Origin of the sequence: Pseudomonas sp. NPDC079086, assembly GCF_044542155.1 — a bacterium.
Lineage (GTDB): Bacteria > Pseudomonadota > Gammaproteobacteria > Pseudomonadales > Pseudomonadaceae > Aquipseudomonas.
On record NZ_JBITTY010000002.1, the window covers coordinates 240540 to 266964 of the forward strand.

The window sequence follows — 26425 nt, forward strand, 5'->3', positions numbered from 1 at the left end:
GGCGAGCAGGGTAGTCTGACTCAACGGTCAGCTCTGCTTTCCCACTCTGCAGGGGCGCGTGCTTGCCATTTGACAGGTTCGCGCCCTTACTTGTTAACCCTCTCCAATATCGCTGAAAAGGATCGTTCCCATGGCACAAGTCACTCTCAAAGGCTCCCCGGTTGAAGTCACCGGTCAACTGCCGCAGATTGGTCAGCAAGCGCCGGCGTTTAGCCTGGTCGCCGGTGACCTGAGCGATGTGAGCCTGGCCAGCCTGGCCGGCAAGCGCAAAGTCCTGAACATTTTCCCAAGCGTCGACACCCCGACCTGCGCCACCTCCGTGCGTACCTTCAACACAAATGCGAGCAAGCTGGCTAACACCGTGGTGCTATGCATTTCCACTGACCTGCCATTTGCCCAGGCGCGTTTCTGCGGGGCCGAAGGTCTGGAAAACGTCATCAACCTGTCGACCATGCGTGGTGCCGACTTCCTGCAGAGCTATGGTGTGGCCATTGCCAGCGGTCCGCTGGTGGGTGTTGCTGCCCGTGCAGTGGTCGTACTGGATGAGAATGACAAGGTGCTGCACAGCGAGTTGGTCGGTGAAATCGCCGACGAGCCGAATTACGAAGCTGCAATGACCGTGCTCAAGTAAGTACAGCCACCCTGCATCGACGGCCTGCTCTGCAGGCCGTTTTTATTTGTGGCCTGCCTTCCCTGGCCGCCACCTACACGCCGTCGCTATGCGACGTTGAACACTGTTCCCGACAATTTTCTATTCGGATCAGACATTTAGTAACGTAAGGAAAAGGTAAATAGGCGGTAAAGAGGCTTTGCAGGGCAGCTGATAGTGAATATCGTTCACGCTCCCCAAGGAAGTGATCGTCGCCATGCCTGATACACAGCTCACCACCCGTCCTCGCAACCTGTCGCGCCAGTGGCAGGTCGGCTCGCTCGCGCTGGTTGTTCTCGCCTTAATGCTGTGGTGGTTCTGGCCCAGCCCGCCGGAAAGCCCCGGGCGTGGCGGCCCGTGGCGCGATGGCGGCCCGGTGCCGGTGCGCGTGGCGACGGTCAGCCAGGGCGATTTCCCGGTTGAGCTCAAGGCCCTGGGTACCGTTACCGCCTATAACACGGTGAATGTGCGTGGCCGGGTCGACGGTGAGCTGGTCAAGTTGCTGTTCAAGGATGGCCAGCAGGTTAAAGCTGGCGATCTGCTCGCGGTGATCGATCCGCGCTCTTATGAAATCGCCTTGCAGCAAGCCCAGGGTGCGTTGCAGGAACACCAGGCGCAACTGCGTAATGCCGAACTGGACTTGAAGCGTTACCGCGGGTTGTATGCCGAAGACTCGATTGCCAAGCAGACCCTCGACACCCAGGAAGCGCTGGTCAACCAATACCGCGGCAGCCTCAAGAGCCTACAGGCGGATGTCTCCACTGCGCGGCTGAACCTCGACTTCACCCAGATCCGCGCACCTATCAGCGGTCGCCTGGGCATTCGTCAGGCTGATGTCGGCAATCTGCTCAGCAGTGGCGATACGCTGCCGCTGGTGGTGATTACCCAGAACCTGCCGATTGCCGTGATGTTTACCCTGCCAGAAGCCGAGCTGCCGGCAGTGGTGCAGCAATTGCGCAGTGGCGCGACCCTGACCGTCGAGGCCTGGGATCGCAGTGAAAAACTCCAGCTGGCCGAAGGCGAGTTGGAAAGCATCGACAACTTGATCGACACCGCCACCGGCACGGTCAAGCTCAAAGCGCGTTTCGCCAACGCCGAAGAACTGCTCTTTCCCAACCAGTTCGTCAACGTGCGCCTGCGGGTGAAAACCCTGCAGAACGTCACCCTGATGCCAACGGCAGCGTTGCAGTTTGGTGCCAGCGGTACTTTCGCTTATGTGGTCGACGCTGAAGACAAAGTACAGCTGACGCCCATCAACGTCGGCGCCAGCGATGGCCAGCTTAACGTCGTCGAGCAGGGCCTCAAGCCGGGCGATCGCCTGGTTCTGGAAGGTACTGATCGCCTGCGTTCGGGTAATCAGGTTGAGGTGATCGACGACAAGCCTGTCGCCGCCCAGACCGAAGCGGCCGCCCCTGAAGGCAGCCGAGCGCCGCGCGCCCAATGAACGCCTCTCGCCTGTTTATCCTGCGCCCGGTCGCCACCACGCTGATCATGCTGGCGATCTTCTTGAGTGGCCTGATCGCTTATCGGCTGCTGCCCGTGTCGGCGTTGCCAGAAGTGGATTACCCGACGATCCGGGTGATGACCCTGTATCCCGGCGCCAGCCCGGACGTGATGACCAGTGCGGTCACCGCGCCACTGGAGCGCCAGTTCGGTCAGATGGCCGGGCTGAAACAAATGTCCTCAACCAGCTCGGGCGGCGCTTCGGTGATTACCCTGCGCTTCAACCTGGAGGTGCAGCTGGATGTCGCCGAGCAGGAAGTGCAGGCCGCGATCAACGGTGCGAGCAACCTGCTGCCCGACGATTTACCTGCACCGCCGGTGTACAACAAGGTCAACCCGGCTGACACCCCGATACTGACCCTGGCCATCAGCTCGAAAACCTTGCCGTTGCCGCAGGTATTTGATCTGGTCGATACCCGCCTGGCGCAAAAACTCGCGCAAACCAGCGGCGTTGGTCTGGTCAGCCTGGCCGGCGGCCAACGCCCTGCTGTGCGTTTGCGGGTCAACCCGGAAGCCTTGGCCTCCTATGGTTTGAACCTCAGCGATGTGCGTACTCTGATCACCGCCAGCAACGTCAACCAGCCCAAAGGCAACTTTGACGGGCCGACCCGGGTATCGCAACTGGATGCCAACGATCAGCTGAAGTCCGTCGACGAATACCGCGAGCTGATTCTCGGCTACAAGGACGGCGCCACCCTGCGTCTGAAGGATGTTGCCAGCATCATCGACGGTGCCGAGAACCAGCGCCTGGCCGCCTGGGCCAACCGCAACGAAGCGGTGCTGGTCAATGTGCAGCGCCAACCCGGGGCCAACGTGATCGATGTAGTCGACCGTATCCAGACCCTGTTGCCCAATTTGACTCAAGGCCTGCCGGCCAGCGTTGAGGTCAGCGTGCTGACCGATCGCACCGAAACCATCCGCGCGGCGGTCAAGGGCGTGCAACATGAGCTGCTGCTGGCCATCGCCCTGGTGGTACTGGTGACCTTCCTGTTTCTACGTAAGGTGTCGGCAACCATCATTCCATCCATCGTCGTGCCGCTATCGCTGATTGGCACCTTCGGTGTGATGTACCTGGCCGGCTTCACCATCAACAACCTGACGCTGATGGCCCTGACCATCGCCACCGGGTTTGTGGTGGACGATGCCATCGTCATGCTGGAGAACATCGCCCGCCATCTGGAGGAGGGCGAAACGCCGCTGAATGCGGCGCTCAAAGGTGCCAAACAGATCGGCTTTACCCTGGTTTCGCTAACCATCTCGCTGATCGCCGTGCTGATTCCACTGCTGTTTATGGCCGACGTAGTGGGGCGGCTGTTCCGCGAATTTGCCATCACCCTGGCGGTGGCCATTCTGATTTCCCTAGTGGTGTCGCTGACCCTGACGCCGATGATGTGCGCGCGCTTGCTCAAGGCGGAAAAGCCCGAAGAAGAAGGGCGCTTCTACCGCGCCGCCGGGGCGGTAATCGACGGCATGATCGCGCGTTACGGCGTGTGGCTGACCTGGGTGCTCAAGCATCAGCCACTGACCCTGCTGGTAGCCATCGCCACGATGGCGCTGACGGTGCTGCTGTACCTGGCCGTGCCCAAGGGCTTTTTCCCGGTGCAGGACACCGGGGTGATCCAGGGCATTTCCGAGGCGCCGCAGTCGATCTCCTTCCGCGCCATGAGCGAGCGCCAACAGCGCCTGGCCGAGGTGGTTTTACAGGACCCGGCCGTTGCCAGTCTGTCGTCCTATATCGGTGTGGATGGTGATAACCCGACGCTGAACAGCGGCCGCCTGCTGATTAACCTGACGCCACGGGCCGAGCGCGATGTCAGCGCCAGCCAGATCATCGAACGGCTGCGTCCGGAGTTGGCGCGGATTCCTGGGATCGAGCTGTACCTGCAGCCGGTGCAGGATTTGTCCATCGAGGATCGAGTCAGCCGCACGCAGTTCCAGTTCAGCATGGAATCGCCGGATATCAGCCTGCTGGAAGAGTGGGTACCCAAACTGGTCAGCGCGCTGCGCGAGCAGCCGGAGCTGACTGACGTGGCCAGCGACCTGCAAAACCGTGGTCTGCAGGTGTTTCTGCAGATCGACCGCGACATGGCCGGGCGCCTCGGCGTAAGCATTGCCGATATCGATAACGCGCTGTACGACGCCTTTGGTCAGCGGCAGATTTCCACCATCTACACCCAGGCCAGCCAATACCGCGTGGTGTTGGAAAGCGAGAACGCCGGCAGCATTGGCCCGGCGGCGCTGCGGCAGATTCACGTCAAGGCCGCCGATGGCCAACAGGTCGCGTTGTCGAACCTGGCCCAGGTTGAGGAACGCGCCGCCAGCCTGTTGATCAACCACATCGGTCAGTTCCCGGCCGCTACGCTGTCATTCAACCTGGCCAGCGGCGTATCCCTGGGTGAGGCAGTGGCGGTGATCGAGCGGGTCGAACAGGAGATCGGCATCCCGCCGGCGGTGCAGACGCGCTTCCAGGGCGCGGCAGAAGCTTTCCGCGCCTCGTTGTCGAGCACCTTGCTGCTAATTCTGGCGGCCATCGTCACCATGTACATCGTGCTCGGCGTGCTCTATGAGAGCTATATCCACCCGATCACCATCCTCTCCACATTACCCTCGGCAGGTGTCGGCGCGCTGCTGGCGTTGCTGATTAGCGGTAATGAGCTTGGCCTGATCGCAATTATCGGCATCATCTTGTTGATCGGCATCGTCAAGAAGAACGCGATCATGATGATCGACTTCGCCCTCGACGCCGAGCGCAATCAGGGTATGCAGCCGGAAGCGGCGATCTACCAGGCGGCATTGCTGCGCTTTCGGCCGATTCTGATGACCACCCTGGCCGCGCTATTTGGTGCGATTCCGCTGATGCTGGCGAGCGGTTCCGGGGCTGAGCTGCGCCAGCCGCTGGGCTTGGTGATGGTCGGTGGGCTGCTACTTAGCCAAGTGCTGACACTGTTCACCACGCCGGTGATCTACCTGTACTTCGATCGCCTGTCGCGGCGCATCAGTGGTCGCAGCGCGGCCGGGCTTGTGGTCAGCCGATGAACCTTTCTGCGCCCTTTATCCGCCGGCCAGTCGCCACGCTGCTGCTGAGCCTGGCAATTCTGCTGCTGGGCGGCGTCAGCTTCGGATTGCTGTCGGTGGCGCCGCTGCCGCAAATGGATTTCCCCACGATCACCGTACAGGCCAGTTTGCCGGGTGCCAGCCCGCAGATCATGGCGTCGAGTGTGGCCACGCCGCTGGAGCGTTCGCTCGGTACCATCGCCGGCATCAGCCAGATGAACAGCCGCAGCAGCCAGGGCAGCACGCGGATCATGCTCCAGTTTGACCTGGACCGTGACATCAACGCCGCCGCCCGCGAAGTGCAAGCGGCCATCAATGCCTCACGCGAGCTGCTGCCCAGCGGCATGCGCAGCATGCCGACCTACGCCAAGATCAACCCGTCGCAAGCGCCGATCATGGTGCTGTCGCTGACCAGCGACGTACTCAACAAGGGCCAGCTGTATGACGTGGCTTCGACCATCCTGGCGCAGAAACTCGCCCAGGTAACCGGTGTGGGAGAAGTACAGATCGGCGGCAGCTCATTGACCGCTGTGCGTGTGGCACTTGAACCGCGTCTGCTTGATCAGTACGGCATTGCCCTCGATGAAGTGCGTCAGAGCATCAGCGCGGCCAACGCCAAACGGCCTAAAGGTGCGGTGGAAGATGCCGAGCGCCACTGGCAGGTGCAGGCCAGCGATCAGCTGGAAAAAGCTGCCGATTACCTACCGCTGATCATCCGCTATCAGGACGGTGCAGCCGTGCGCCTGGGCGATGTGGCGACCGTTACCGATGGCGTCGAGGACCGTTACAACAGCGGCTTCTTCAACGATGAACAGGCGGTGCTGCTGGTGATCAACCGCCAGACCGGCGCCAACATCATCGAAACCATCGCCGGCATTCGCGAGCAACTGCCGGCCCTGCGTGCGGTGATTCCCGCGAACATCGAGTTGGAAGTGGCAATGGACCGCTCGCCGGTGATTCGCGCCACCCTGCATGAGGCCGAGCAGACCCTGTTGATCGCCGTGGTGCTGGTGATTCTGGTGGTATTCGCCTTTCTCGGCCGCTGGCGCGCAGCGCTGATTCCGGCCCTGGCTGTGCCGGTATCACTGGTCGGCACCTTTGCAGTGATGTACCTACTGGATTTTTCGCTGAACAATCTGTCGCTGATGGCGCTGATCATTGCTACCGGTCTGGTGGTAGACGACGCCATCGTCGTTTTGGAAAACATCTCGCGGCACATCGAAGCCGGTGAAACGCCGATGATGGCCGCGTTCAAGGGCGCGCGCGAGGTGGGCTTCACCTTGCTGGCGATGAACCTCTCTTTGGTTGCGGTGTTTATCTCCATCCTGTTTATGGGCGGCATCGTCGAGCGGCTGTTCCGCGAATTTTCCATCACCTTGGCCGTGGCCATCGTGATTTCCCTGCTGGTGTCGCTGACCCTGACGCCGATGCTCTGCGCACGCTGGCTCAAGGCCGAAACCACCGAACATAAGCCCAGTGCCATGCAGCGTTGGGGCGGGGCCGTGCAGACGCGCGTGCTGGCGTTTTACGCGCGCGGTTTGGACTGGGCGCTGAAGCATTCCTTGCTGATGCTGTTCAGCTTACTGGCGACCATTGCGCTGAATATATTTCTGTTTGTCAGCGTGCCGAAGACCTTTATGCCGCAGCAGGACACCGGCCAGCTGATTGGCTTTATTCGCGGTGATGACGGTCTTTCCTTTCAGGTCATGCAACCGAAAATGGAAATCTACCGCCGTGCGGTGCTGGCTGATCCTGCGGTGGACAGTGTGGCGGGCTTTATTGGTGGCAGTGGCGGTATCAACAACGCCTTTATGATCGTGCGCCTCAAGCCTGTTACCGAGCGCAAGGTCAGCGCCCAGGTGGTGATCAACCGCCTGCGCCAGTCGGTGCCGAAAGTGCCGGGTGGGCGGATGTTCCTTATGCCCGATCAGGACCTGCAAATCGGCGGTCGGGAAGGGCGCAGTTCGGAAACCGAATACATGCTGCTGTCTGGCGACCTCGACGAATTGCGCAAGTGGCTGCCGCCGGTGCGTGAAGCGCTGCGGGCCCTGCCGGAGCTGACCGATATCGACGCCAAGGAGGCCGAGGGCACCCAGCAGATCCGCTTGGTGGTTGACCGCGATATGGCCAAACGGCTGGGCGTGGACATGAACATGATCACAGCCGTGCTCAACAACGCCTTTAGCCAGCGCCAGATCTCGACCATCTATGACAGCCTCAACCAGTACAGCGTAGTGATGGAGATCAACCCGCAGTTTGCCCAATACCCGGAAACCCTCGAACAGATTCAGCTGATCACCGCCGAGGGCGCGCGCGCGCCGCTGTCTAGCTTCGCCCGCTGGGAGCGCAGCCTGGAGGAAGACCGGGTCAACCATCAGGGCCAATTCGCCTCTGAAAATATTGGCTTTGCCTTGGCCGACGGGGTCAGCCTGGATCAGGCCAGCCAGGTCATCGATAATGCGATTGCCCGGGTCGGTTTGCCGACCGAGGTGCAGGGCATGATGGGCGGCACCGGCGGTGCATTCCAGCAGACCCAGCAAAACCAACCATGGATGATCCTGCTGGCACTGGTGGTGGTGTACATCGTCCTCGGTGTACTCTACGAGAGCTATATCCACCCGCTGACTATTCTCTCCACTTTGCCCTCGGCCGGCGTGGGCGCGCTGCTCGCGCTGCAGCTGATGAGCATTGAGTTCAGTCTGATCTCGCTGCTCGGTTTGTTTCTGCTGATCGGCATCGTCAAGAAGAATGCCATTCTGATGATCGACCTGGCGCTGCAACTGGAACGCCAGCAACAGCTAAGCCCTGAGGCGTCGATCCGCCAGGCCTGCCTGCTGCGTTTCCGCCCGATCATGATGACCACCTTGGCGGCGATTCTGGGTGCGCTGCCGCTGATGCTGAGCAGCGCCGAAGGTTCGGAAATGCGTCAGCCGCTCGGTATCACCATTGTTGGTGGCTTGGTGCTGAGCCAACTGTTGACCCTCTACACCACTCCGGTGATCTACCTGTATTTCGACCGTCTGCGCCATCGGGTTAACCGCTGGCGCGGTGTGCGCACTGACGCTGCTTTGGAAACCCCGTTATGACTCTGCTGCCAACACCCGTAGGAGCGAGCCATGCTCGCGAGCCCTTTTCTGTTGCCAAGCCCTTCGCGGGCATGGCCCGCTCCTACATGGGGCTGCTTGGACTCAGCTTATTGTTAAGTGGCTGCGCCATCGGCCCGGATTACCAACGCCCGCTGCTGCAAACCCCGGCGCAGTTCAAACAAATTGAAGGCTGGACCCAGGCCAAGCCCGGCGATGTGCTGGCGCGCGGCAGTTGGTGGCAGCTGTATGGCGATGCCGAGCTGAATGCGCTGGTTGAACGGTTGAATATTTCCAACCAGAACCTGGCCGCCAGTGAAGCGCAGTACCGCCAGGCCCGCGCCCTGGTGCGCGGCGCACGTGCAGCGTTTTACCCGAGCCTGTCGAGCAGCGCCGGGGCCACCCGCAGCAGCCAGGGTAGCGGCTCAACCAATACCACGACCACCAGCGGTGGTAGCGTTAGTAATAGCTACGACCTGAGCCTGAATGCCGCCTGGGAACTCGATATCTGGGGCAAGCTGCGCCGCTCGCTGGAGTCCAGCCGCGCCGGTTACCAGGCCAGTGCCGCCGATCTGGCTGCACTGAAACTCAGCCTGCAATCGGAGATGGTGCAGAACTACCTGCAATTGCGCGTGCTGGATGATCAGCAGCGCCTGCTCGATGCCACTGTCGCGGCCTATGCGCGCTCGCTGAAGCTCACGGAAAACCAGTACAACGCCGGCATCGTGCCTAAATCCGATGTCAGCCAGGCGCTGACCCAGTTGAAAAGTACTCAAGCCCAGGCGATTGACTTGCAGTGGCAACGTGCCCAGCTGGAGCATGCAATTGCCGTACTGATCGGCGTGCCGCCCAGCGAGCTGAGCATCGCCGTGCGCGAGCAATTGCCGGTGTTGCCAACAATCCCCGTGGCGCTGCCATCACAGCTGCTGGAGCGCCGTCCGGATGTGGCTGCCGCCGAACGCAGGGTGATAGCCGCCAACGCCGACATCGGTGTGGCTGAAGCGGCGTGGTACCCAGACCTGACTATCTCCGCCAGCGGCGGCTACCGTGGCAGCAGCTTTGCCGACTGGATCGATTTGCCCAATCGCTTCTGGTCCCTCGGCCCGCAACTGGCGCTGACGCTGTTTGATGGTGGCGCACGCAGCGCCGAACTGGAACGCAGCGAAGCGGCTTACGATCAGACCGTGGCGCAATACCGCCAATCGGTGCTCGATAGCTTCCGCGAAGTGGAGGACTACCTGGTGCAGCTGAGCGTGCTGCAGCAAGAAGCAGTGGTGCAACAAGAAGCTCTGGACGCCGCCCGCGAATCCCTGCGCCTGATCGAAAACCAGTACCGCGCCGGCACCGTGGACTTCAACAGCGTGGTCAATGTGCAGGCCACCGCGCTGAACAACGAGCGCAGCAACCTCACTCTGCTAGGCAGCCGTCTGACCGTCAGCGTGCAGCTGATCGCTGCGCTGGGTGGTGGTTGGCAGGATGACTTAGACGTGCAAAAAGACCGCTAAGCGATCTCAAGCGCCAGTACGGAAAGCCGCCGTATTGACGCTTAAGGCTCAGAGAAAGTGCTATTCGCGAGATTTGCGGTTAACCGTTTGCGCGGCTTTGAGTATGTCTGCGCCGATCTCGTCTTCAAACTGCTGCCAAACCGGCTGCATAGCGGCGCGCCAGGCAGCGCGTTGTTCGGCGCTGAGGCTGATGATCTGGCTGCTGCCAGACGCCTCGATACGCTGACGGTCCGCGCGATTGGCTGCCTCGGATTGGCGGTTCACCTCGAAACTCACTTCATCAATGATGGCTTCCAGCTCGCTGCGGATCTGGTGAGGAATGGAAAACCAGAAGCGCTGGTTACTGACCAGCATGTAGTCGAGCGCGCCGTGGTTGGTCTCGGTGATGAATGGCTGCAATGTATGCAGTTGCTTGGTGTAGATGTTCGACCAGGCATTTTCGGTGCCTTGCACCTTGCCGCTCTGCAGCGCAGCGAAAACCTCGGCAAAGGGCATGGCCAGGGGCGCCGCCCCGATTTGATAGAACTGCGCCTCCAGCACACTGGAGGGCTGAATACGGAACTTCAAACCCGCCGCATCACTGGGCACATGCAGCGCTTTAGTTGCTGAGAGCTGCTTCATGCCGTTGTGCCAATACGCCAGGCCAATGATGTTGTGTGCCTCCATGGAGCGCAGCAATTGACGGCCTTTGGCGCGCTTCTGGAAACGCGTGACGGCTTCCAGGTCATCGAACAGAAAGGGCAGGTCGAATACCTGCAGTTGTTTGGTGTATTTCTCGAACTTGGCCAACGACGGTGCCAACATTTGCACCTCGTTATTGGCCAGAGCCTGCAATTCGTTGTCATCACCAAATAGGCTGGACGTTGGGTAAACCTCAACGCTGACCTTGCCTGCCAGGCGCTGATCGACCAACTGTTTGAATAGCAAGGCACCTTGGCCTTTGGGCGTCTGCTCATCGGCGACATGGGCAAACTTGATCAGGATGGGCTCCTGTTCTTGAGCGTTGCAAAGGTTGAGTGCACTGAACAGCAGGGTGCCAACGGCTATAACAGCAATCGACTTGAACATAGGGGAGTCCTTGGTTAGGGCAGGCAAGCAGTCTTGATCAATTGGGGTCATCAGGCGCTATACGCACGTTAAAGCGTAGCGGCTTTTTGCTGGCATCCCCGGTGATCAACCAGGGACGAACAGCGGGTCTAGTTAGAGCGGCGCGGAGGTTACTGCACTTGGCGGGGCAATGGAGTGCGATGGCGCACGTCTTAGAGCCAGCTCACGATCTGCTGCGCGCGGGCCCGGCTGTGTTTAAAACCGGCTAGGAAAGCCGCAAGCGGCTAACGCGTTTTAGCGTGACCCGCAGGGCGAGAGAAACGAGTAATGCTTTTGTACTGCTCGTACACTCGTGTGCGAGCCCAGTCCGTTTCCTTGCCGTTTTGATCAGTCGGCGTGCTTTGTATGACTCTAGCTCGCGAGATCGTGAACAGGCTCTTAACGCTTGTTACGGTTAACCGTTTGCGCAGCCTTCATTATATCGGCGCCGATCACGCCTTCGAACTGTTGCCACACCGGCTGCATCGCTTGGCGCCAGGCGTCGCGTTGCTCATCGGTAAGCGCGATAATTTGGGTGCCGTTGGCTGCGGCGATGCGGTCGCGGTCGGCCTGGTTGGCGGCTTCGGCCTGACGGTTCACCTCAAAAGTCACCTCATCAATGATGCCTTCCAGTTCCATGCGGATCTGGTGCGGAATGGCGTACCAAAAACGTGGATTGCTCACCAGCATGTAGTCGAGCACGCCATGGTTGGTTTCGGTGATATATGGCTGCACGCTGTGCAGTTGCTTGCTGTAGATGTTTGACCAGGGATTTTCCGCGCCCTGTACCTTGCCGCTTTTCAGTGCCTCGAATACTTCGGCAAATGGCAGTACCAGCGGCGTGGCACCGAGCTGGTTAAATTGCGCCTCAAGCACTGAGGATGGCTGGATACGGAACTTCAAACCAGCTGCGTCCCCGGGCACCAGCAGCGCCTTAGTTGCCGAAAGCTGTTTCATGCCGTTGTGCCAGTAGGCCAGGCCGACGATGTTGTGTGCCTCCATGGAACGCAGCAGTTGGCGGCCTTTGGCGCGCTTCTGGAAGCGGTTGACGGCGTCCAGGTCATCGAACAGGAAGGGCAGGTCGAACACCTGCAATTGCTTGGTGTATTTCTCGAACTTGGCCAGCGATGGTGCCAGCAGTTGCACCTCGTTCTTAGCCAGAGCGTCAAGTTCGTTGGCATCGCCGTACAGCGTGGAGTTGGGGTAAACCTCAACTGTTACCTTGTCGCCCAGGCGTTCCTCGGCCAGTTTCTTGAACAGCAATGCGCCTTGGCCTTTGGGGGTGTTGTCTGCAACCACGTGGGCAAACTTGATCACGATTGGCCCCTTGTCGGTTGCCGCGTGAAGCGTGGTAGACGCCAGCAGCAGGCTGCCAGCGGCGATAGCGCAGATCGACTTGAACATAGCGTTGTTCCTGTTGTTCTTATGTTGGTGTGCTGACGGCGTGCCAGGGTGGGTTTCAGCAGGCTAGTGCAAGCGTCAGGTTGGCGCGACGACACGCTAGGTTGCCGTGCGCAGTGCAACGCCTGTATCGCAATGCTTATGCCAAAGTGACAACTCGGCTACAGGGCCTGCGCGGTCACGAAATGAGCGTGATCAAGCGCACAGCAACTGGCGATAAATCGCCAGTTGCACGCAAAAATCGGCAAAAAACCGCTTATTGATAGCGGGTGTGGCGTTTTACCGCCACCTCGCAAGAGAGAACTGCTGGGGTATCAGCGTCGTGCGGCGCGCCAGGCTGTAAACAGGCACAGTGCTAAGAGCAGGGCGACGCTGAGCAGGGTCCAGTGGGTAAACGACAGGCCGAGAATGCTGTAGTCGTTCTGTCCGCACACCCCGGCGCTCATAAACACGCTAGGCAGCCAGTCATGCAGCGGCAGGTAGAAGGCATAGAAGGGGAAGGGCGAGCAACTGGAACTTTCCAGTACGCCGGTTTCGATCAGCACCAGGTGCGTGTTGTCATACACCGCCATCCCCGCAGCAGCGAGTAGCAACGGCCAGAGCGGTAGGGTCAGCCAACGTAGGTTGAGAGCTTCCGCAGCCAGAATTAGCAGGCTGATAACGCCACCACAGAGCAGCCACAGACGAATCTGAATGCACAGAGTGCAGGGTTCCCAACCGGCCAGATGCTGCAACAGCAGAGCCCCGCCGAGCATGGCAAAGCAGGCGAGAGCAATCAGGGTTAGCAGGGGCTTGAGCGAGGTGGGACGGGACATCTTAATCTCCGAAAGGGCCTGGCGCGGTGGCTAAGGCAGATAATGTGCCGACGTATCAGATGCGTGGCGCAGAGTTAAGTTGCAGGCCTGTTTGAGCTATCCAGATACAAAGCCAGCAGCGCAAGGATGATCGCCAGCGAATAGGTAGACAAGCCCAGATTCAGGCACGGGATGATTATATAGCCCCCGGTGGCAGCAAACTTGTTCTGGCCCACCGCCCCTTTACCCAGTTACAGCCTTATGCCGAGACCGGCCCTATTTTTCTGCATAACCAGCCATGTCAGCACTATGATCAGGCACAGCTACCGGCCTGGTTTGCCTACCTGGAGCCGGCGATAGTTCGAGGTTATGGGGGCGATGACAGGATTCGCTACGACACAGGCCAAGTGGTGCCGGGTAAGGCGCTAACTGCAGTCTGCCAGCAGATACTTAGCGATCCCAGCGTGGCCTATGTGCATATTCGCTCCAAGTTCAACTGCTTCCAGTGCCGGGTCGAGCGCGCGAGTGTCGGCTAGATCACACAGGACGATGTTCGGTGCCGGCACCGGGCGTGAGGAATAGCAGCGTAGTGGGTTGTGTGGTTCTGGCCGTATGCCACACACCCTGTGGCACCAGCACGTAACTGCCAACGGTATCCAGCAGCAGTGCGCGCTCGCCGTTTGCTTCTTCAAGCAGCAGCACTGCACTGCCACTTAGTAGCATGACCAGCTCCTCACCTGCCGGGTGGCGTTCCCAACTGGGCCAGTTTGCCGAAAAGCTGAAGGCGGACATCAGCCGACCTTGATCCAGTTCAGGCCTCGCGCCATTGACCACATCACTCCAGAACTGCTCGGTAACGGCAATCTGCTCAGTTTTTCCGCCATCTTGCACATGCAGATAGCTATGCAGAATTTCCTCAGGCTGGTTGGTGCTCATCCTGTGCTCCTGCCTTATCCAGGCTCAGCGTTTGAGTAGGGAAGAATCCAACTGATTGAAACACTGCACGATGCGCTCATGGCTGACATCGGCAAACTCCTTTTGCGTCAGGCTCACCAGCACGCTCGGCTTTACGCGGCCGGAGCGCAATTGGCGCTGCATATAGGCCAGTACATCGGCGTCGCTGATGGTTGCTGTTTGGCGAGGCTCTTCCACGATTCAAACGCTCATTCTGGGTGATTTAACGCGGTGCTTTTCGGCGCGGACAGGGCGCGACACCTGTCACTCTATCAGCTGTTTTACGTCGATGACTCTATAGTCACTGAGTCATATTCCCTGACTACTATAAAGGTCATACCCAAATCCTATTGGCTCGTTCGCCGTCCAGCTACCAAGCTGAGTCCACCCCGCTAGGTGAAAAACAACAGGAGAGAGACATGTCAAATGATGCGAAATGCCCGTTCTCGGGTGCTGCAGGGACCAATAGTGTGGCTGGCGGTGCACCGAAGAATGCCGACTGGTGGCCTAACCAACTCAGCCTGAAAATTCTCCATCAGCATTCCTCCAAGTCCGACCCCATGGGGGCTGGCTTCAACTATTCCGATGAATTCAAGACGCTTGATTTGCATGCCGTGATCAAGGACCTCACCGCGTTGATGACCGACTCGCAAGACTGGTGGCCAGCCGACTGGGGCCACTACGGCGGCCTGATGATTCGCATGGCCTGGCACGCAGCCGGCACCTACCGCATTCATGACGGCCGTGGCGGTGCGAGCACCGGTAACCAGCGTTTTGCTCCGCTCAACAGCTGGCCGGACAACGGCAATCTCGACAAGGCGCGCCGTCTGCTCTGGCCGATCAAACAGAAGTACGGACGCAAGCTGTCCTGGGCCGACCTGTTCGTCCTGGCCGGTAACGTTGCCCTGGAATCCATGGGCTTCAAGACTTTCGGCTATGCCGGTGGCCGCCCGGATATCTGGGAGCCTGAAGAAGACACCTACTGGGGCGCGGAAACCGAATGGCTGGCTACCAGCGACAAACCCAACAGCCGCTACTCTGGTGACCGCGATCTGGAAAACCCGTTGGCCGCTGTGCAAATGGGCCTGATCTACGTCAATCCGGAAGGTCCGGATGGCAACCCTGACCCGCTGGCATCCGGCCGTGATGTGCGCGAAACCTTCGCCCGCATGGCCATGAATGATGAAGAAACCGTGGCTCTGGTCGCTGGCGGTCACACTTTCGGTAAAGCCCACGGTGCTGGCGATCCGGCGCTGGTCGGCCCCGAGCCAGAAGCGGCACCGCTTGAAGAGCAGGGGTTGGGCTGGATCAACAAGCTCGGTACCGGCAAAGGGGTACACACCACCACCAGCGGTATCGAAGGCGCCTGGAAGCCCAACCCCACAATCTGGGATAACGGCTATTTCGATATGCTGTTCGGCTACGAGTGGGAACTCAGCAAAAGTCCGGCTGGCGCCCACCAATGGACGCCGAAGAACGTTAAACCCGAGCACTTGATCCCGGACGCCCACGACCCGGCGAAGAAGCATCCGCCGATGATGACCACCGCCGATATGTCGCTGCGTATGGACCCGGCTTACGAGAAAATCTCCCGTCACTTCCACCAGAACCCGCAAGCGTTTGCTGACGCCTTTGCTCGCGCCTGGTTCAAGCTGACCCACCGTGACATGGGCCCGCGTGCCCGCTACCTCGGCCCGCTGGTGCCGCAGGAAGAGCTGATCTGGCAAGACCCGGTTCCGGCCGTCAACCATGCACTGGTGGATGCGCAGGACATCGCCGGCCTCAAGGCCAAGGTGTTGGCATCCGGCCTGTCGATTGCGCAACTGGTCAACACTGCCTGGGCGTCGGCTTCCACTTACCGTGGCAGCGACAAGCGTGGTGGTGCCAACGGTGCGCGTATTCGTCTGGCTCCGCAGAAAGATTGGGAGGTCAACCAGCCGGCCGAACTGGCCAAGGTATTGGCAGCGCTGGAAGCCATTCAGAAGGACTTCAACGCATCCGCCGCCGGCGGCAAGAAAATCTCCCTGGCCGACCTGATTGTTCTGGCCGGTATCGCAGCGGTGGAAGCCGCGGCGAAGAAGGGCGGTGTGGATGCAGTGGTGCCGTTTGCCCCGGGTCGTACCGACGCATCGCAGGATCAGACCGATGTCGAATCCTTCGCGGTGCTGGAGCCCAAGGCTGATGGCTTCCGCAACTACGCCCGTAAGGGCTACGAAAGCGTTGCTGCCGAGTTGCTGGTAGACAAGGCGCAACTGCTTGAGCTGACCTCGCCGGAGATGACTGTGCTGATCGGTGGCCTGCGTGCGCTAAATGCCAATGCTGGTAAAGCCCAGCATGGTGTATTCAGCAAGCGCCCGGAAACCCTGAGCACTGATTTCTTCGTCAACCTGCTCGACATGAGTACCAAGTGGCAGAAGTCTGCCAGCGAAGGTGTTCTGGAAGGCCGTGACCGCAAAACTGGCGATCTGAAGTGGACCGGCACCCAGGTTGACCTGGTGTTCGGCTCCAACTCCCAGCTGCGCGCATTGGCCGAGGTCTACGCCACCAGCGATGCGCAAGCCAAGTTCGTTAAGGATTTTGTCGCAGCCTGGACCAAGGTGATGAACCTGGATCGCTTCGATCTCAAGTGATCCGCACAGAGGCTTGAGCAGCCTCAGATGAAACCACTTCGCCCCGTCATGGTCATTCATGGCGGGGCGAAGTGCTTATAAGTACCTGATTCAGTTTGAATTCAGCCAGCATCGTTATCGTGGCCCCACTTTCTATATCCACTGGAGCCTCGGCATGGCCAACTTCACACCGCCACCACAGATCACCGCAACATTGGCTCTGTGCGTCACGTTATTCACCTCTGGTGCGATGGCCACCCAGCAACCGCAGATCTATGGCCTGCACGAGCAGGTTTCGCTGCATGAACTGGCCCTGGAGCTGCCCGCCAAGCTCGACACCGGTGCCGAAACCGCTTCGCTCAGTGCCAAGAATATTGAAATGTTCAAGCGCGATGGCGGCGAGTGGGTACGCTTCCAGTTAGGTCTGGCAGACGCCAAGCAAGCGCAGGTCATCGAAAGGCCGCTGGCGCGCATGAGCTATATCAAACGCCGCGCCAATGACCGCAACCCTGGCGACAAACAGCTGTACACCGCGCGCCCAGTGATCGAGATGGACATCTGCGTAGGCAATGAGCTGAAGAACATCGAAGTCAATCTGACCGACCGTAGCGCTTTTGAATACCCACTGCTGATTGGCTCATCAGCCTTGAAAGAATTTAATGCCGCAGTCAGCCCTGGCGTGCGTTACTCGGCTGGGCAGCCAAGTTGCACTCAGACCAGCTGATGCGCAATTGATCGAGTTTTCCGAAGGCTTCGCCAGTTGATCGGGGCATGTGACGAATCGCACATGCCCTTGTTTCAGTCAGGGGTTAGGCCGAAAAACCGCCATCAATCATCAAGCTGGCCCCGGTGATGTAACCCGCTTCCGGGCCGGCCAGGTAGGCGACAAAGCCGGCGATTTCACCTGCCTTACCGAAGCGATCCAGCGCCATCAGGCCTTTCAGGAATTCGGCACCCTCGCCATCGGCTGGGTTCATCTCGGTGTCCACTGGGCCGGGCTGTACGTTGTTCACGGTGATGTTGCGTGGGCCCAGGTCGCGGGCCATGCCTTTAGCCAGGCCGACCAGCGCCGATTTGCTCATAGCGTAGATTGCGCCACCGGCCACCGGGATGCGCTCGGCGTTGGTGCTGCCGATGTTGATGATGCGCCCGCCGTCGGTCATGTGTTTGGCGGCTTCCTGGCTGGCGACGAACACGCTGCGCACGTTGACCGCCATAGTGTGATCCAGCTGTTCCAGGGTCAGCTCTTCGGTACTACCCCAGGCCAGTACACCGGCGTTGTTAACCAGAATGTCCAGGCCGCCGAAGTGCTCGACCGCAGTGCGAATAGCCTGTTGCACGGCTGCTGCGTCGGCACTGTCGGCCTTGAGTGCGAGGGCCTTGCCGCCAGCGCTAGTGACTTCACTGGCCAGGGCATTGGCCCGCTCGGCGGAGGACACAAAGGTGAATGCCACTGCCGCTCCTTCAGCGGCCAGACGCTTGACGATGGCCGCGCCGATACCGCGCGAACCGCCCTGGATGAAAGCCACTTTGCCTTGCAGCGTTTGGGTAGTTGTCATGGTGTATCTCCTTTACAAAAAATTAAGTCAGTTGGTCTGACTAAGGTGTGAGCAATCTATTGCCACGCGCCTGGGGCTCGGATTATCGACCGAAACCGCTCAGTGCGCGATGTTGCGATCAGGAGCGCGGCCCCATGATCTGTTTGAGGACATCGGGACTTGGCGCACCGCGCTGCTGGCGCAGTTGGCCGCTTTCGTCCGGGTAAAAAATCGCCGGAGTAGCCGCTACGCCCATCTCCGCCATCAGGCCAAGGTTGCTGTCGAGCTGCTGTTGAATCGCCGCTGGAATTTTCTTCAAGCCTTTTAGCTTGCTGGCTTTGCCGGCGGACTCATGCTCATGCAGCGCCGCTTGCTGATCCTTGGCATTGAGCAGGGCAGCGGCCTTCTCGACGCTGTCCTGGCGCAGCATGCCGACCATCACGTGACGGATCTGTACATCACCGGCCTCGACCCAGGGTCGCGCCTGCTTCCAGAACATGGTGCAGTACGGGCAGTTGGGGTCGGAGAACATATAGATGATGCGCGGGGCCTTGGCGCTGCCGTCGGCGATCCAGGTGCTGCGCTCCAGTTTGCCGAGCATTGCCTTGGCCAGTGGCTCGTACACCAGCTTGTCCAGCGGCTGCTGCGAGAGGTCTTCACCCTTGGCATTGAGCAGGCTGCCGACCAGTACGTGCTGGCCATCCTCCGTTAGATAAAGGGCGACGCCCTGGCCGTTGTAGCGGGCGGCATAGCCTTGCAGGCCACTCGGGGCATCGAAGCGCTGGATGATTTCGGCACCGCGCGCTTCGACTGCTTTGATCGGAGCTGGCCAATCCTCGGCGTGCAATAGAGGCACGGTCAGCATGGTTAATGCTGAAAGCATTACGGGGAGATTGATCAGTTTTTTCACGGTTATTGTTCCTTGTTAAATACTTCAAGCGCACGAGCCAGACTGGCGCGGGAGAGCTCACCCAGGTGGCTGCTAACCTGGCGGCCTTCGGCGTCGTAGAACAGCGTGCTGGGTAGGGCCATGGAGCCGACGTGCTGACCCAGGCGACCGCCGCTGTCGAGCAGTACGTTGTCCAACCCCAGGGATTCGGCCTCCAGGTACTGGTTGACTACACCCTGGCCTTCGCCCTGGTTGACGAAGAGGATGGTCAGCTCCGGGTTATCGCGTTGCGCCTCGGCCAGTACCGGCATTTCGCGGCGGCAGGGCGGGCACCAGGTGGCCCAGAGGTTGACCACAAGTGGCTTGCCGACATAGTCCTCAAGCGCCACCGTGGCACCGTTACTGTCCCTGAAAGAAAGCTCTGGCAAACGCGTGCCTTGCTCCAGGCCATGCAGGGTCAGGCTGCCTAGGCCCCAGCTCAGTACGCCGACAGCCAGTGCGCTTGCCAGCGAGGTTCTAATAGTTGGCGTGCGCAAGGCTAGCCAGGTACCCAGCAGCAGGGCTGCCAACAAACCTGGCCAGGCGATAAAGCCGCCGTCACGGATATCCAACATCTGCCAAGGTTGCTCGCGGTAGTGCTCGAAATAGACCGCCACGAACGCCACTCGGGCGACTAGCATGGCCACCAGCAGCAAGCGAAACAGCTGTTTCTCGGGGTTTACCGCGCTGCGCCGGCCGACGTACCAGCCTGTAAACGTCGCCAGCAGCAGGCTGAGCAGCAACAACACATGGGCAGTGCTGAGGGCCAGCGGCCCGATATTGATCGTTAACATCAACCACGCTCCTGGGTAGTCGTCCATATCTGCAGAAACTGCTCGGCATCCACCGCGCCGGTGATGCGCTGCGAGCGGCGCTCCTCACCATTCGGGCCGATCCACAGCAGAGTGGGCGGGCCCAGCACTTCAAAGCGGCTGAGCAGCGCGCGGCTTGCCGCGTTGCTCTCGGTTACGTCTGGGCGCAGTACGCGAACGCCCTGCAGGCTGGCCTGCACCTCGGGGTTACCGAACACGGTTTTCTCCATGACTTTGCACGACACACACCAGTCCGCGTAGTAATCCACCAGCACCCACTGGCCCTCGGCCTTGGCGGCGGCCAGCTCGCGCTCCAGCGCGGCCGGCTCGTTCAGGTCGATGAAGTGCTGCTCGCTCGGTGCAGCGGCAACAGCGGTACCGGTGAACACTTTGAGCGGCTGCAGCGGGTCGCTGGCACCACCTGCGGCACCCAGCAGCATCGTCATGCCCCAGAGCCCCAGCAGTGCACCTGCGGCCTTGCTCAGGCTGGTGTGCTGCTGCACCTGACGCGCCAGTTGCAGCAGGGCACTGGCCAGCAGAATCAGCAGCGCACCCCACAGGCCCAGCCAGATCGATTCGTCCAGCAGCGGGCGGATCACCAGCAATGCGGTCACCAGGAACAGGAAACCAAACACCACCTTGACCCGGTCCATCCACGCGCCCGGTTTCGGCAGGAAGCGGTTGCCTAGGGTCACCAGCAACACCAGCGGCGTACCGATACCCAGGCCCAGAGCAAACAGCACCAGACCACCGTGCAGCGCGTCGCCACTCTGCGCGATATACAGCAGGGCGGCGGCCAGCGGCGCGGTCATGCACGGGCCGACCAGCAGGCCGGAGAACAGACCGAGCATGCTGGCACCCATCAGGCTGCCACCTTGCTGCTTACGGCCGGCGTTTTCCAGACGGTCACGCAGGGCCGCCGGCAGCTGCAACTCGAACAGGCCGAACATCGGCAAGGCCAGCAGCACGAACAGCGCAGCGAAGCTGGCCAACAACCAAGGTTGCTGCAACAGGCCTTGCAGGTTGGCGCCCATCAGTGCAGCGACCACGCCCAGCGCGGCATACACCAGCGCCATGCTCACCACATAGGCCGAGGCCAGTGCCAAACCGCGACGCGGCGATGCACCGCTGCCAACCACAATACCGGCGAGAATCGGCAGCATCGGCAACGAGCAGGGAGCAAATGCCAGCAGCAGGCCCAAGCCGAAGAACACCAGCAGGCTCAAGGCCAGAGTCTGGTTCTGCAGGCCGCCAACCAGAGCCTGGTCTTCAGCCAGGGATGTGCCCGGTTCGCTCAATGCGCCCTTGCCGGACAGATCAATCTGCTGGGTCTGCGGTGGGTAACAGAGCCCTGCGTCGGCGCAGCCTTGCCAGCCAATCTGGATGCTACCGGTGTTACCAGCAGGCAGGATCAGCTCCAGGCGGTCACGGTAGATCTGCGAGTCACCGAAGAACTCATCGCTATACGGCAGCCCTGGCGGCAGCTCGGGCTTAACCCCGGTGGGCAGACCGCTGAACTGCAGGCGGTGCTGATAGAGGTAGTAGCCGGGGGCAATATCCCAGCGCAGCAGGGTTTCGCCATTGGCCTGAGGCTCGACGCTAAGCTCGAACGCCTGCTCGGCGGGGAGGAAGTCCGCCTGCTGGCTGTTACCCGTCAGCAGTGGGCTAGTTTAAAAGCTGGAAGCCTGTACCGGCTGCAGTAGCCAGGCCCACATCAGAGAGAACAGTAGAAGCGTGCGCATGCATAACCACGTCTGTGAATGTCGAGGCGCAGAGCATCGCAGTTGGCGGTTAAGTCAGGATTAACGATGTGATAATCGGCGCAAATTGCAGTCGGCGGTTATCATTTCGTGCCCCGCGATAACGGCGGCTTAATCCTGACAACGGATACTTCAAAATCCTCCACGGACTGGTTTCATGTACATATTGCTGACTGAAGACAACGCCCTGATCGCCAGTGGCGTCGTGGCCGGGCTCACCGCCCAGGGCTTTCGCGTGATGCACGCCGCGACTGCGGCCGAGGCTGAGGCGCTGCTGCGCACAGTGCAGTTCGACGCACTGGTGCTGGATCTGGGCCTGCCGGACGAAGACGGTCTGAGCCTGCTGCGCCGCCTGCGTCAGCGCGGTATGGCGTTGCCCGTGTTGCTGCTGACCGCCCGTGACTCGGTTGCCGACCGCGTGTCAGGGCTGCAGGAGGGTGCCGACGACTACTTGGTCAAACCCTTCGATCTGCGCGAACTCGCCGCGCGCCTGCATGCCTTGCTGCGCCGCGCCGCCGGACGCGCCACGCCGCAGATCGAGCATGGCCCGCTGCGTTACGACCCAGTAGCCTGCCAGGCGTTTTTGCATGAGCAGCCGGTCGACCTGTCGCGCCGTGAGCAAGTATTGCTGCAGGCGCTGTTGCAGAGCTCAGGCCGAGTGCTCAGCGGCGAACAGCTCAAGGATGCGGTTTATGGCCTCGATGGTGAGGTCGAAAGCAACGCCCTCAACGTGCATATCCACCACCTGCGACGCAAGCTGGGCAACAGCATCGTCGAGACGGTACGCGGCCTGGGCTACCGCCTGGGGCCGGCCGGGCATGCAACCACCCCTGACGAGAGCAACGTCCAATGAGTTTGCGTCTGCGCCTGACCCTGATTCTCGGCTCGGCCTTTGTGCTGCTCTGGTCGCTGGCCGCCGTGTGGATGCTGTTCGATCTGCGTAATCAGTTGACCCTTTCACTCGATCAGCGCCTGGCCTCATCAGCGCGTATGGTCGCAGGATTGCTCGCCCAGCTGCCGCCACCGCAACAGGGGGAGGGCAGTACACCGCTCAGCACCGAGCAGTTGGGTATTCCCGAAGGCATCGCCTGTCAGATCAGCTCGGTGCGCGGCGAGATTCTCGCCAGCAGCCGCGCCGCACCGGACAGCTCGTTGGGCGTGGTAGGAAGCGGTTTCCATGAGCGCACCATTGGTGATCTCACCTGGCGCACCTTCACCCTGGTTGAAGGCGACATGCGCGTAACCACGGCAGACCGTCTGGATGAACGCGACACACTCAAACGTTCCATCCTACTGGCTGCCGCCGCTCCGGTGCTGCTGGCCCTGGTCGGCAGCCTATTGGTGCTCTGGTTTGGCCTCAGCCGTGAGTTATCGCCTCTGCAGCGCATCCGCCAGGCGCTGGCCCAGCGTCGTGCCGACTGCATCGAGCCGCTGCAAATCGAAGGTCTGCCCCGAGAGCTGCAACCGTTGGTGACAACCCAGAACCAGCTGTTTCAGCGTATCGCCCAGGCTATCGAGTGTGAACGCCGACTGACCGACGATGCCGCCCATGAACTGCGCAGCCCGCTGACTGCGATCAAGACCCACCTGCAAGTGGCCGGCATGACCGAAGGTGAAACCGCCCGCCAGGCACTGGCGAACGCCGAAACAGGTGCCGACCGCCTGCATCAGACCCTGGAGCAGTTGCTGCTCCTGGCCCGTGTGGAGGGCCGCCTGCCGTTTGACGAAAACCAGCAATACAGCGCCGAGCAAGTGGCGCAGATGGCTATTGGCGACGCCCAGCAACAAGCTCAGCCAGCCATCGAACTGCAACTGCTCGACGCCAGCGCCCAACGCTTGCTGGATATGCCGCCAACCCTGGCGATTGCTGCCTTGCGCAACCTGCTGGACAACGCCCAACGGCATACCCCGCCCGGTACTACCGTCAGCCTGAGCGTGCAAATGCGTGGGGATAAGGTCTGTTTCAGCGTGCGCGACTCCGGGCCTGGCGTGGCTGCGGACAAGCTCGCCCAACTGACTGAACGCTTCTGGCGCAACTCCACGGGCGAAGGCAGCGGCCTGGGGCTTTCCATCGTCAAGGCCATCGCTGAGCGCTGTGGCTGCAAGCTTGAGTTTGCCAATACGGGCAATGGGTTCTGCGTGAGCTTGCTGGTCGTTACCCGTGCGGCCGGTGAGGTGTAGTGGGGCGCTATACAGTCCTGAAGCTCCAGACTATTTCCACTACACGCACAGCCAGAATCAGATAAAGCAGGAACATAAAGACCTGCAGCACCACGTGATGGCGCAGTTTGGCCAGGCGGTGCAGGGCGTCGCTGATGTTAAGTAGCAGCAGAAGCGCCGATACGATGATCAGCCCCCAACCGGCGAGTGTTGAGCCCCAAAGCCCCATAAAAATCTGATGGTCGCCTCGCAATGCATCGGTGCCGGCGGCAAACAACAGCGCGCAGACCAACAGATTTTTGATGTTGTCGAAGATTTTGGCGCTTAAGTCTGCATCCAACAGCGCCAGGTACTTGCTCCAGAGCTTGCGCATATAACGGCACCTGAATTAGCAGCAGTACAGTAATTAGTGGCTGGCGTTGCGCGGCTTGGGCCAGAACAGGCTTGCCATGCACAAGGCATACACAATCGCGAAAAGCACATAGGCAATTCGCGTGGAAAACAACTCCGGCGTTTCACCTGGCAATGGTGAAACGCCAAGGCCAAAGAGAATCAGAAAGGTCGTCAGCCCGCCGCCAAATACCTTGCCCGTTGTCGTGCCCATTACTGCCTTGCCGGCAAACAGCAGGCTTACCAGCAGCACAGTGAGGGTTATCAGCCAGAGGGTGGGTTTCATCTCGATCAAGGTAAACGCCTGGGATGCAGCAACCCCGCCCAGCAGGTTGAGCGCGATCAGCCCGACGGCGGCTCGCTGGCTCATGGTCAGCTCAAGCTGGCTGAGCAATGAGGCGACGGTGATCGGTATGACCATCGCCGTGGCCAGGCGCGGATCAATCAAACACAGCGCAACCATCCCCAGCAGGATTGCGCCGCTGACCATTGCCTGGCGTGTCACCCTGCCAGGGTCAAGGCGTGACGGCGGATCGGCGTTGGCATCTGCCGTACCCGTGTCCGGGAATACCGCGTGAGCGCCCCAGGTCAGCAGCAGACCGACACTGACCGCTTTGGCCAGAATCGCCACAATCGATTCACCGAGATCACGCTGTAGGATGTCGAGCAGCGGCACCACGATGGCGATCACCAGCATCAACGCCGGTCCCGCGCCGCCCACCTGACGCCCCTGAGCGAAAAAGCAGGTGAAGTAGCACAGCCACAGCAGCGGCAGCAGCACCAACGGCCGGTCACCGAGCAGGCCAGTGAGGAAGATCAGCAGCGCGCCGACAATAAAGATCAGCAACACCGTACCCAACCCCTGGCGCAAGCCGGGTGGGCTGTAGCTTGCCAGCAGAAACTGGGTGGCGAACAACGGTGCGAGAAAGGGCAGCACGCTACCGTTCAGCAGCCCCACGCTGAAGCCCAACGTCACCGCCAGGGCCACACGCAAGCCCTGACGCTTGGCGCGCGCCAGATCGATTGACGGGGGTATGCCGGCCGCGGTCTCAGTTGACATAGGTCAGCAGGGCCACAAGCCGCGCGGTGATTACGCCGAAAATATTCGCCAGCGGGTTATCGCCGGTGTAAATCACTACCGTGACCTGTGAGCCGTAGCGCAGGCCTTTCGGGTAAGGTTCCATCACTACCAAGCGCACGGGGAAGCGTTGCGGGTCGCGTACCCAGCCGCTCTCGTTGCGCACCGAAGGCAGGGTAGAAGAACTGCTGCCTTCCGTTGCCACGCCCCAGCCAACGCTCTCGACCCGGGCATTGAAAATGCGTCCGGGCAACACGTCGAACACCAGCTCAGCGGTGTCATCGGCCTGTACATGCTCCAGGCTGTTTTCTTTAAAAGCCGCAGAAACCCATACGGTACCGGTGTCGATAAAAGTCAGCGCAGGCTGACTAGCGCTAATCACCTGGCCCACGGCGAGCTGTAGATTGGTGATCACCCCGTCGGCCGGGGCGGTAATTTCCGTGCGCACCAGATCAAGTCGGGCCTTCTCAAGTTGCGCGAGTGCCTGCTTGAACTGCGGGTTATCCATACCGGTTGGCCCCAGCTCCTGACGTGCGCGCTGCAAGTCTGCCTGCGCCTTGACCACGGCAGCCTCGGCGGAACTCAGCGATGCGGTGGCTTCATCCAGCCGTGCCCGCGCATATACGCCGCGTTCAACCAGCTGCATTACCCGGCGCGCTTGCTCACGCACATTGTCGCGCTGGGCGCGGGCCGAAACGAGCTGAGCCTGGGCCGCATCCACCGATGCGGTGTTGGCCCCCAAGGCCTGGCCTGTTTGCTCAAGGCGTGCCTCGGCTTCAGCAACGGCAATCTTGTAGGGCTGCGGATCGATGCGAAAAAGCAGCTGCCCAGCTTTTACTCGCGCGTTATCGAGCACCGCGATTTCCACTACGCGACCGCCCACCTCAGAGGCCATTTGCACCACATATCCTTGCACCACGGCCTGCGAGGTGGAAGGGGTGATGCGCTCCATCAGGACGGACAAAGCAAATAGTACGGCGGCCACCAACACCACGATCAACGCAACACGCCGCAACGGACTAGACGGCTGAGCGGGGCTTTCAGCGGGGGCGGTGGCCGGCGTTTCGGTAGGCGGCGGGGGAGTGCTGTCGGGCTGCTCTAATGCTTCAGACATATAGATT

General features: G+C 60.6%; 22 protein-coding genes. 10 read left to right on the top strand and 12 right to left on the bottom strand.

Going from position 1 to position 26425, the window contains the following annotated elements; genetic code table 11:
• The first annotated feature begins 130 nt into the window (after positions 1–130).
• The 5 genes from tpx to ACIGEK_RS10610 all read left to right on the top strand — a co-directional run bounded on the left by tpx (position 131) and on the right by ACIGEK_RS10610 (position 9794).
• Positions 131–631, top strand: a complete 501-nt coding sequence (gene tpx / locus ACIGEK_RS10590; protein WP_397493294.1) for a thiol peroxidase — start codon at positions 131–133, stop codon at positions 629–631.
• Between the two features lie 235 nt (positions 632–866).
• The gene (locus ACIGEK_RS10595) at positions 867–2093 is read left to right on the top strand and encodes an MdtA/MuxA family multidrug efflux RND transporter periplasmic adaptor subunit (RefSeq protein ID WP_397493295.1); all 1227 of its coding nucleotides are present in this window, start codon (positions 867–869) and stop codon (positions 2091–2093) included.
• Positions 2090–5188, top strand: a complete 3099-nt coding sequence (locus ACIGEK_RS10600) for an MdtB/MuxB family multidrug efflux RND transporter permease subunit (RefSeq protein ID WP_397493296.1) — start codon at positions 2090–2092, stop codon at positions 5186–5188. Before ACIGEK_RS10595 ends, ACIGEK_RS10600 begins: the two co-directional genes overlap by 4 nt.
• Positions 5185–8292, top strand: a complete 3108-nt coding sequence (locus ACIGEK_RS10605) for an efflux RND transporter permease subunit (protein ID WP_397493297.1) — start codon at positions 5185–5187, stop codon at positions 8290–8292. The genes ACIGEK_RS10600 and ACIGEK_RS10605 overlap by 4 nt, the downstream gene beginning before the upstream one ends.
• 71 nt (positions 8293–8363) lie before the next feature.
• Positions 8364–9794 (top strand): efflux transporter outer membrane subunit, encoded by a 1431-nt coding sequence (locus ACIGEK_RS10610; protein ID WP_397493994.1) that lies wholly within the window; start codon positions 8364–8366, stop codon positions 9792–9794.
• 60 nt (positions 9795–9854) lie between these two features.
• On the opposite strand, the gene ACIGEK_RS10615 is transcribed toward ACIGEK_RS10610, so the two are convergent.
• The 3 genes from ACIGEK_RS10615 to ACIGEK_RS10625 all read right to left on the bottom strand — a co-directional run bounded on the left by ACIGEK_RS10615 (position 9855) and on the right by ACIGEK_RS10625 (position 13096).
• Positions 9855–10862 (bottom strand): DctP family TRAP transporter solute-binding subunit, encoded by a 1008-nt coding sequence (locus tag ACIGEK_RS10615; protein ID WP_397493298.1) that lies wholly within the window; start codon positions 10860–10862, stop codon positions 9855–9857.
• A 417-nt stretch (positions 10863–11279) separates the two neighbouring features.
• On the bottom strand, positions 11280–12284 hold the full coding sequence (locus ACIGEK_RS10620) for a TRAP transporter substrate-binding protein (protein WP_397493299.1): 1005 nt from the start codon (positions 12282–12284) through the stop codon (positions 11280–11282).
• Positions 12285–12595: 311 nt separating this feature from the next.
• Positions 12596–13096, bottom strand: coding sequence for a disulfide bond formation protein B (locus tag ACIGEK_RS10625; protein ID WP_397493300.1), 501 nt, complete (start codon positions 13094–13096; stop codon positions 12596–12598).
• A gap of 179 nt (positions 13097–13275) precedes the next feature.
• Between ACIGEK_RS10625 and ACIGEK_RS10630 the strand changes: the two genes are divergently transcribed.
• A complete protein-coding gene (locus ACIGEK_RS10630; protein ID WP_397493995.1) occupies positions 13276–13611 on the top strand; it encodes a DUF1203 domain-containing protein in 336 nt (111 codons plus the stop codon).
• A 1-nt stretch (position 13612) separates the two neighbouring features.
• On the opposite strand, the gene ACIGEK_RS10635 is transcribed toward ACIGEK_RS10630, so the two are convergent.
• A complete protein-coding gene (locus ACIGEK_RS10635) occupies positions 13613–14011 on the bottom strand; it encodes a cupin domain-containing protein (protein WP_397493301.1) in 399 nt (132 codons plus the stop codon).
• Between the two features lie 24 nt (positions 14012–14035).
• Positions 14036–14227 carry a hypothetical protein gene (locus ACIGEK_RS10640; RefSeq protein WP_397493302.1) on the bottom strand — a complete coding sequence of 64 codons (192 nt, stop codon included), beginning with the start codon at positions 14225–14227 and terminating at the stop codon, positions 14036–14038.
• Between the two features lie 221 nt (positions 14228–14448).
• Between ACIGEK_RS10640 and katG the strand changes: the two genes are divergently transcribed.
• Positions 14449–16659 (top strand): catalase/peroxidase HPI, encoded by a 2211-nt coding sequence (gene katG, locus ACIGEK_RS10645; RefSeq protein ID WP_397493303.1) that lies wholly within the window; start codon positions 14449–14451, stop codon positions 16657–16659.
• 154 nt (positions 16660–16813) lie between these two features.
• The gene (locus ACIGEK_RS10650; protein WP_397493304.1) at positions 16814–17362 is read left to right on the top strand and encodes an ATP-dependent zinc protease; all 549 of its coding nucleotides are present in this window, start codon (positions 16814–16816) and stop codon (positions 17360–17362) included.
• Between the two features lie 85 nt (positions 17363–17447).
• Here the strand turns inward: ACIGEK_RS10650 and ACIGEK_RS10655 are convergent, their stop codons facing one another.
• From ACIGEK_RS10655 to dsbD, 4 genes are all read right to left on the bottom strand, one after another.
• Positions 17448–18197, bottom strand: a complete 750-nt coding sequence (locus tag ACIGEK_RS10655) for a 3-oxoacyl-ACP reductase family protein (RefSeq protein WP_397493305.1) — start codon at positions 18195–18197, stop codon at positions 17448–17450.
• 118 nt (positions 18198–18315) lie between these two features.
• Complete coding sequence (gene dsbG, locus ACIGEK_RS10660; protein WP_397493996.1) at positions 18316–19059, bottom strand: thiol:disulfide interchange protein DsbG; 744 nt, start codon at positions 19057–19059, stop codon at positions 18316–18318.
• Positions 19060–19088: 29 nt separating this feature from the next.
• Positions 19089–19898: a prolipoprotein diacylglyceryl transferase family protein gene (locus ACIGEK_RS10665; RefSeq protein WP_397493306.1), complete on the bottom strand. Its 810-nt coding sequence runs from the start codon at positions 19896–19898 to the stop codon at positions 19089–19091.
• Positions 19898–21577, bottom strand: a complete 1680-nt coding sequence (gene dsbD / locus ACIGEK_RS10670; RefSeq protein WP_397493997.1) for a protein-disulfide reductase DsbD — start codon at positions 21575–21577, stop codon at positions 19898–19900. The genes ACIGEK_RS10665 and dsbD overlap by 1 nt, the downstream gene beginning before the upstream one ends.
• Before the next feature lie 256 nt (positions 21578–21833).
• Between dsbD and ACIGEK_RS10675 the strand changes: the two genes are divergently transcribed.
• Both ACIGEK_RS10675 and ACIGEK_RS10680 read left to right on the top strand, forming a co-directional pair.
• Positions 21834–22529 (top strand): response regulator, encoded by a 696-nt coding sequence (locus ACIGEK_RS10675; protein WP_397493307.1) that lies wholly within the window; start codon positions 21834–21836, stop codon positions 22527–22529.
• Positions 22526–23857: an ATP-binding protein gene (locus ACIGEK_RS10680; RefSeq protein ID WP_397493308.1), complete on the top strand. Its 1332-nt coding sequence runs from the start codon at positions 22526–22528 to the stop codon at positions 23855–23857. Before ACIGEK_RS10675 ends, ACIGEK_RS10680 begins: the two co-directional genes overlap by 4 nt.
• A gap of 7 nt (positions 23858–23864) precedes the next feature.
• Here ACIGEK_RS10680 and ACIGEK_RS10685 read toward each other — a convergent pair whose 3' ends face one another.
• From ACIGEK_RS10685 to ACIGEK_RS10695, 3 genes are read right to left on the bottom strand one after another with little or no spacing between them, the layout of a single operon-like run.
• Entirely contained in the window at positions 23865–24209 is a 345-nt protein-coding gene (locus tag ACIGEK_RS10685; protein WP_397493309.1) for a hypothetical protein, read from the bottom strand.
• Between the two features lie 33 nt (positions 24210–24242).
• Positions 24243–25286, bottom strand: coding sequence for a DUF2955 domain-containing protein (locus ACIGEK_RS10690; RefSeq protein ID WP_397493310.1), 1044 nt, complete (start codon positions 25284–25286; stop codon positions 24243–24245).
• The gene (locus tag ACIGEK_RS10695; RefSeq protein WP_397493311.1) at positions 25276–26418 is read right to left on the bottom strand and encodes an HlyD family secretion protein; all 1143 of its coding nucleotides are present in this window, start codon (positions 26416–26418) and stop codon (positions 25276–25278) included. Before ACIGEK_RS10695 ends, ACIGEK_RS10690 begins: the two co-directional genes overlap by 11 nt.
• Between the last annotated feature and the right edge of the window lie 7 nt (positions 26419–26425).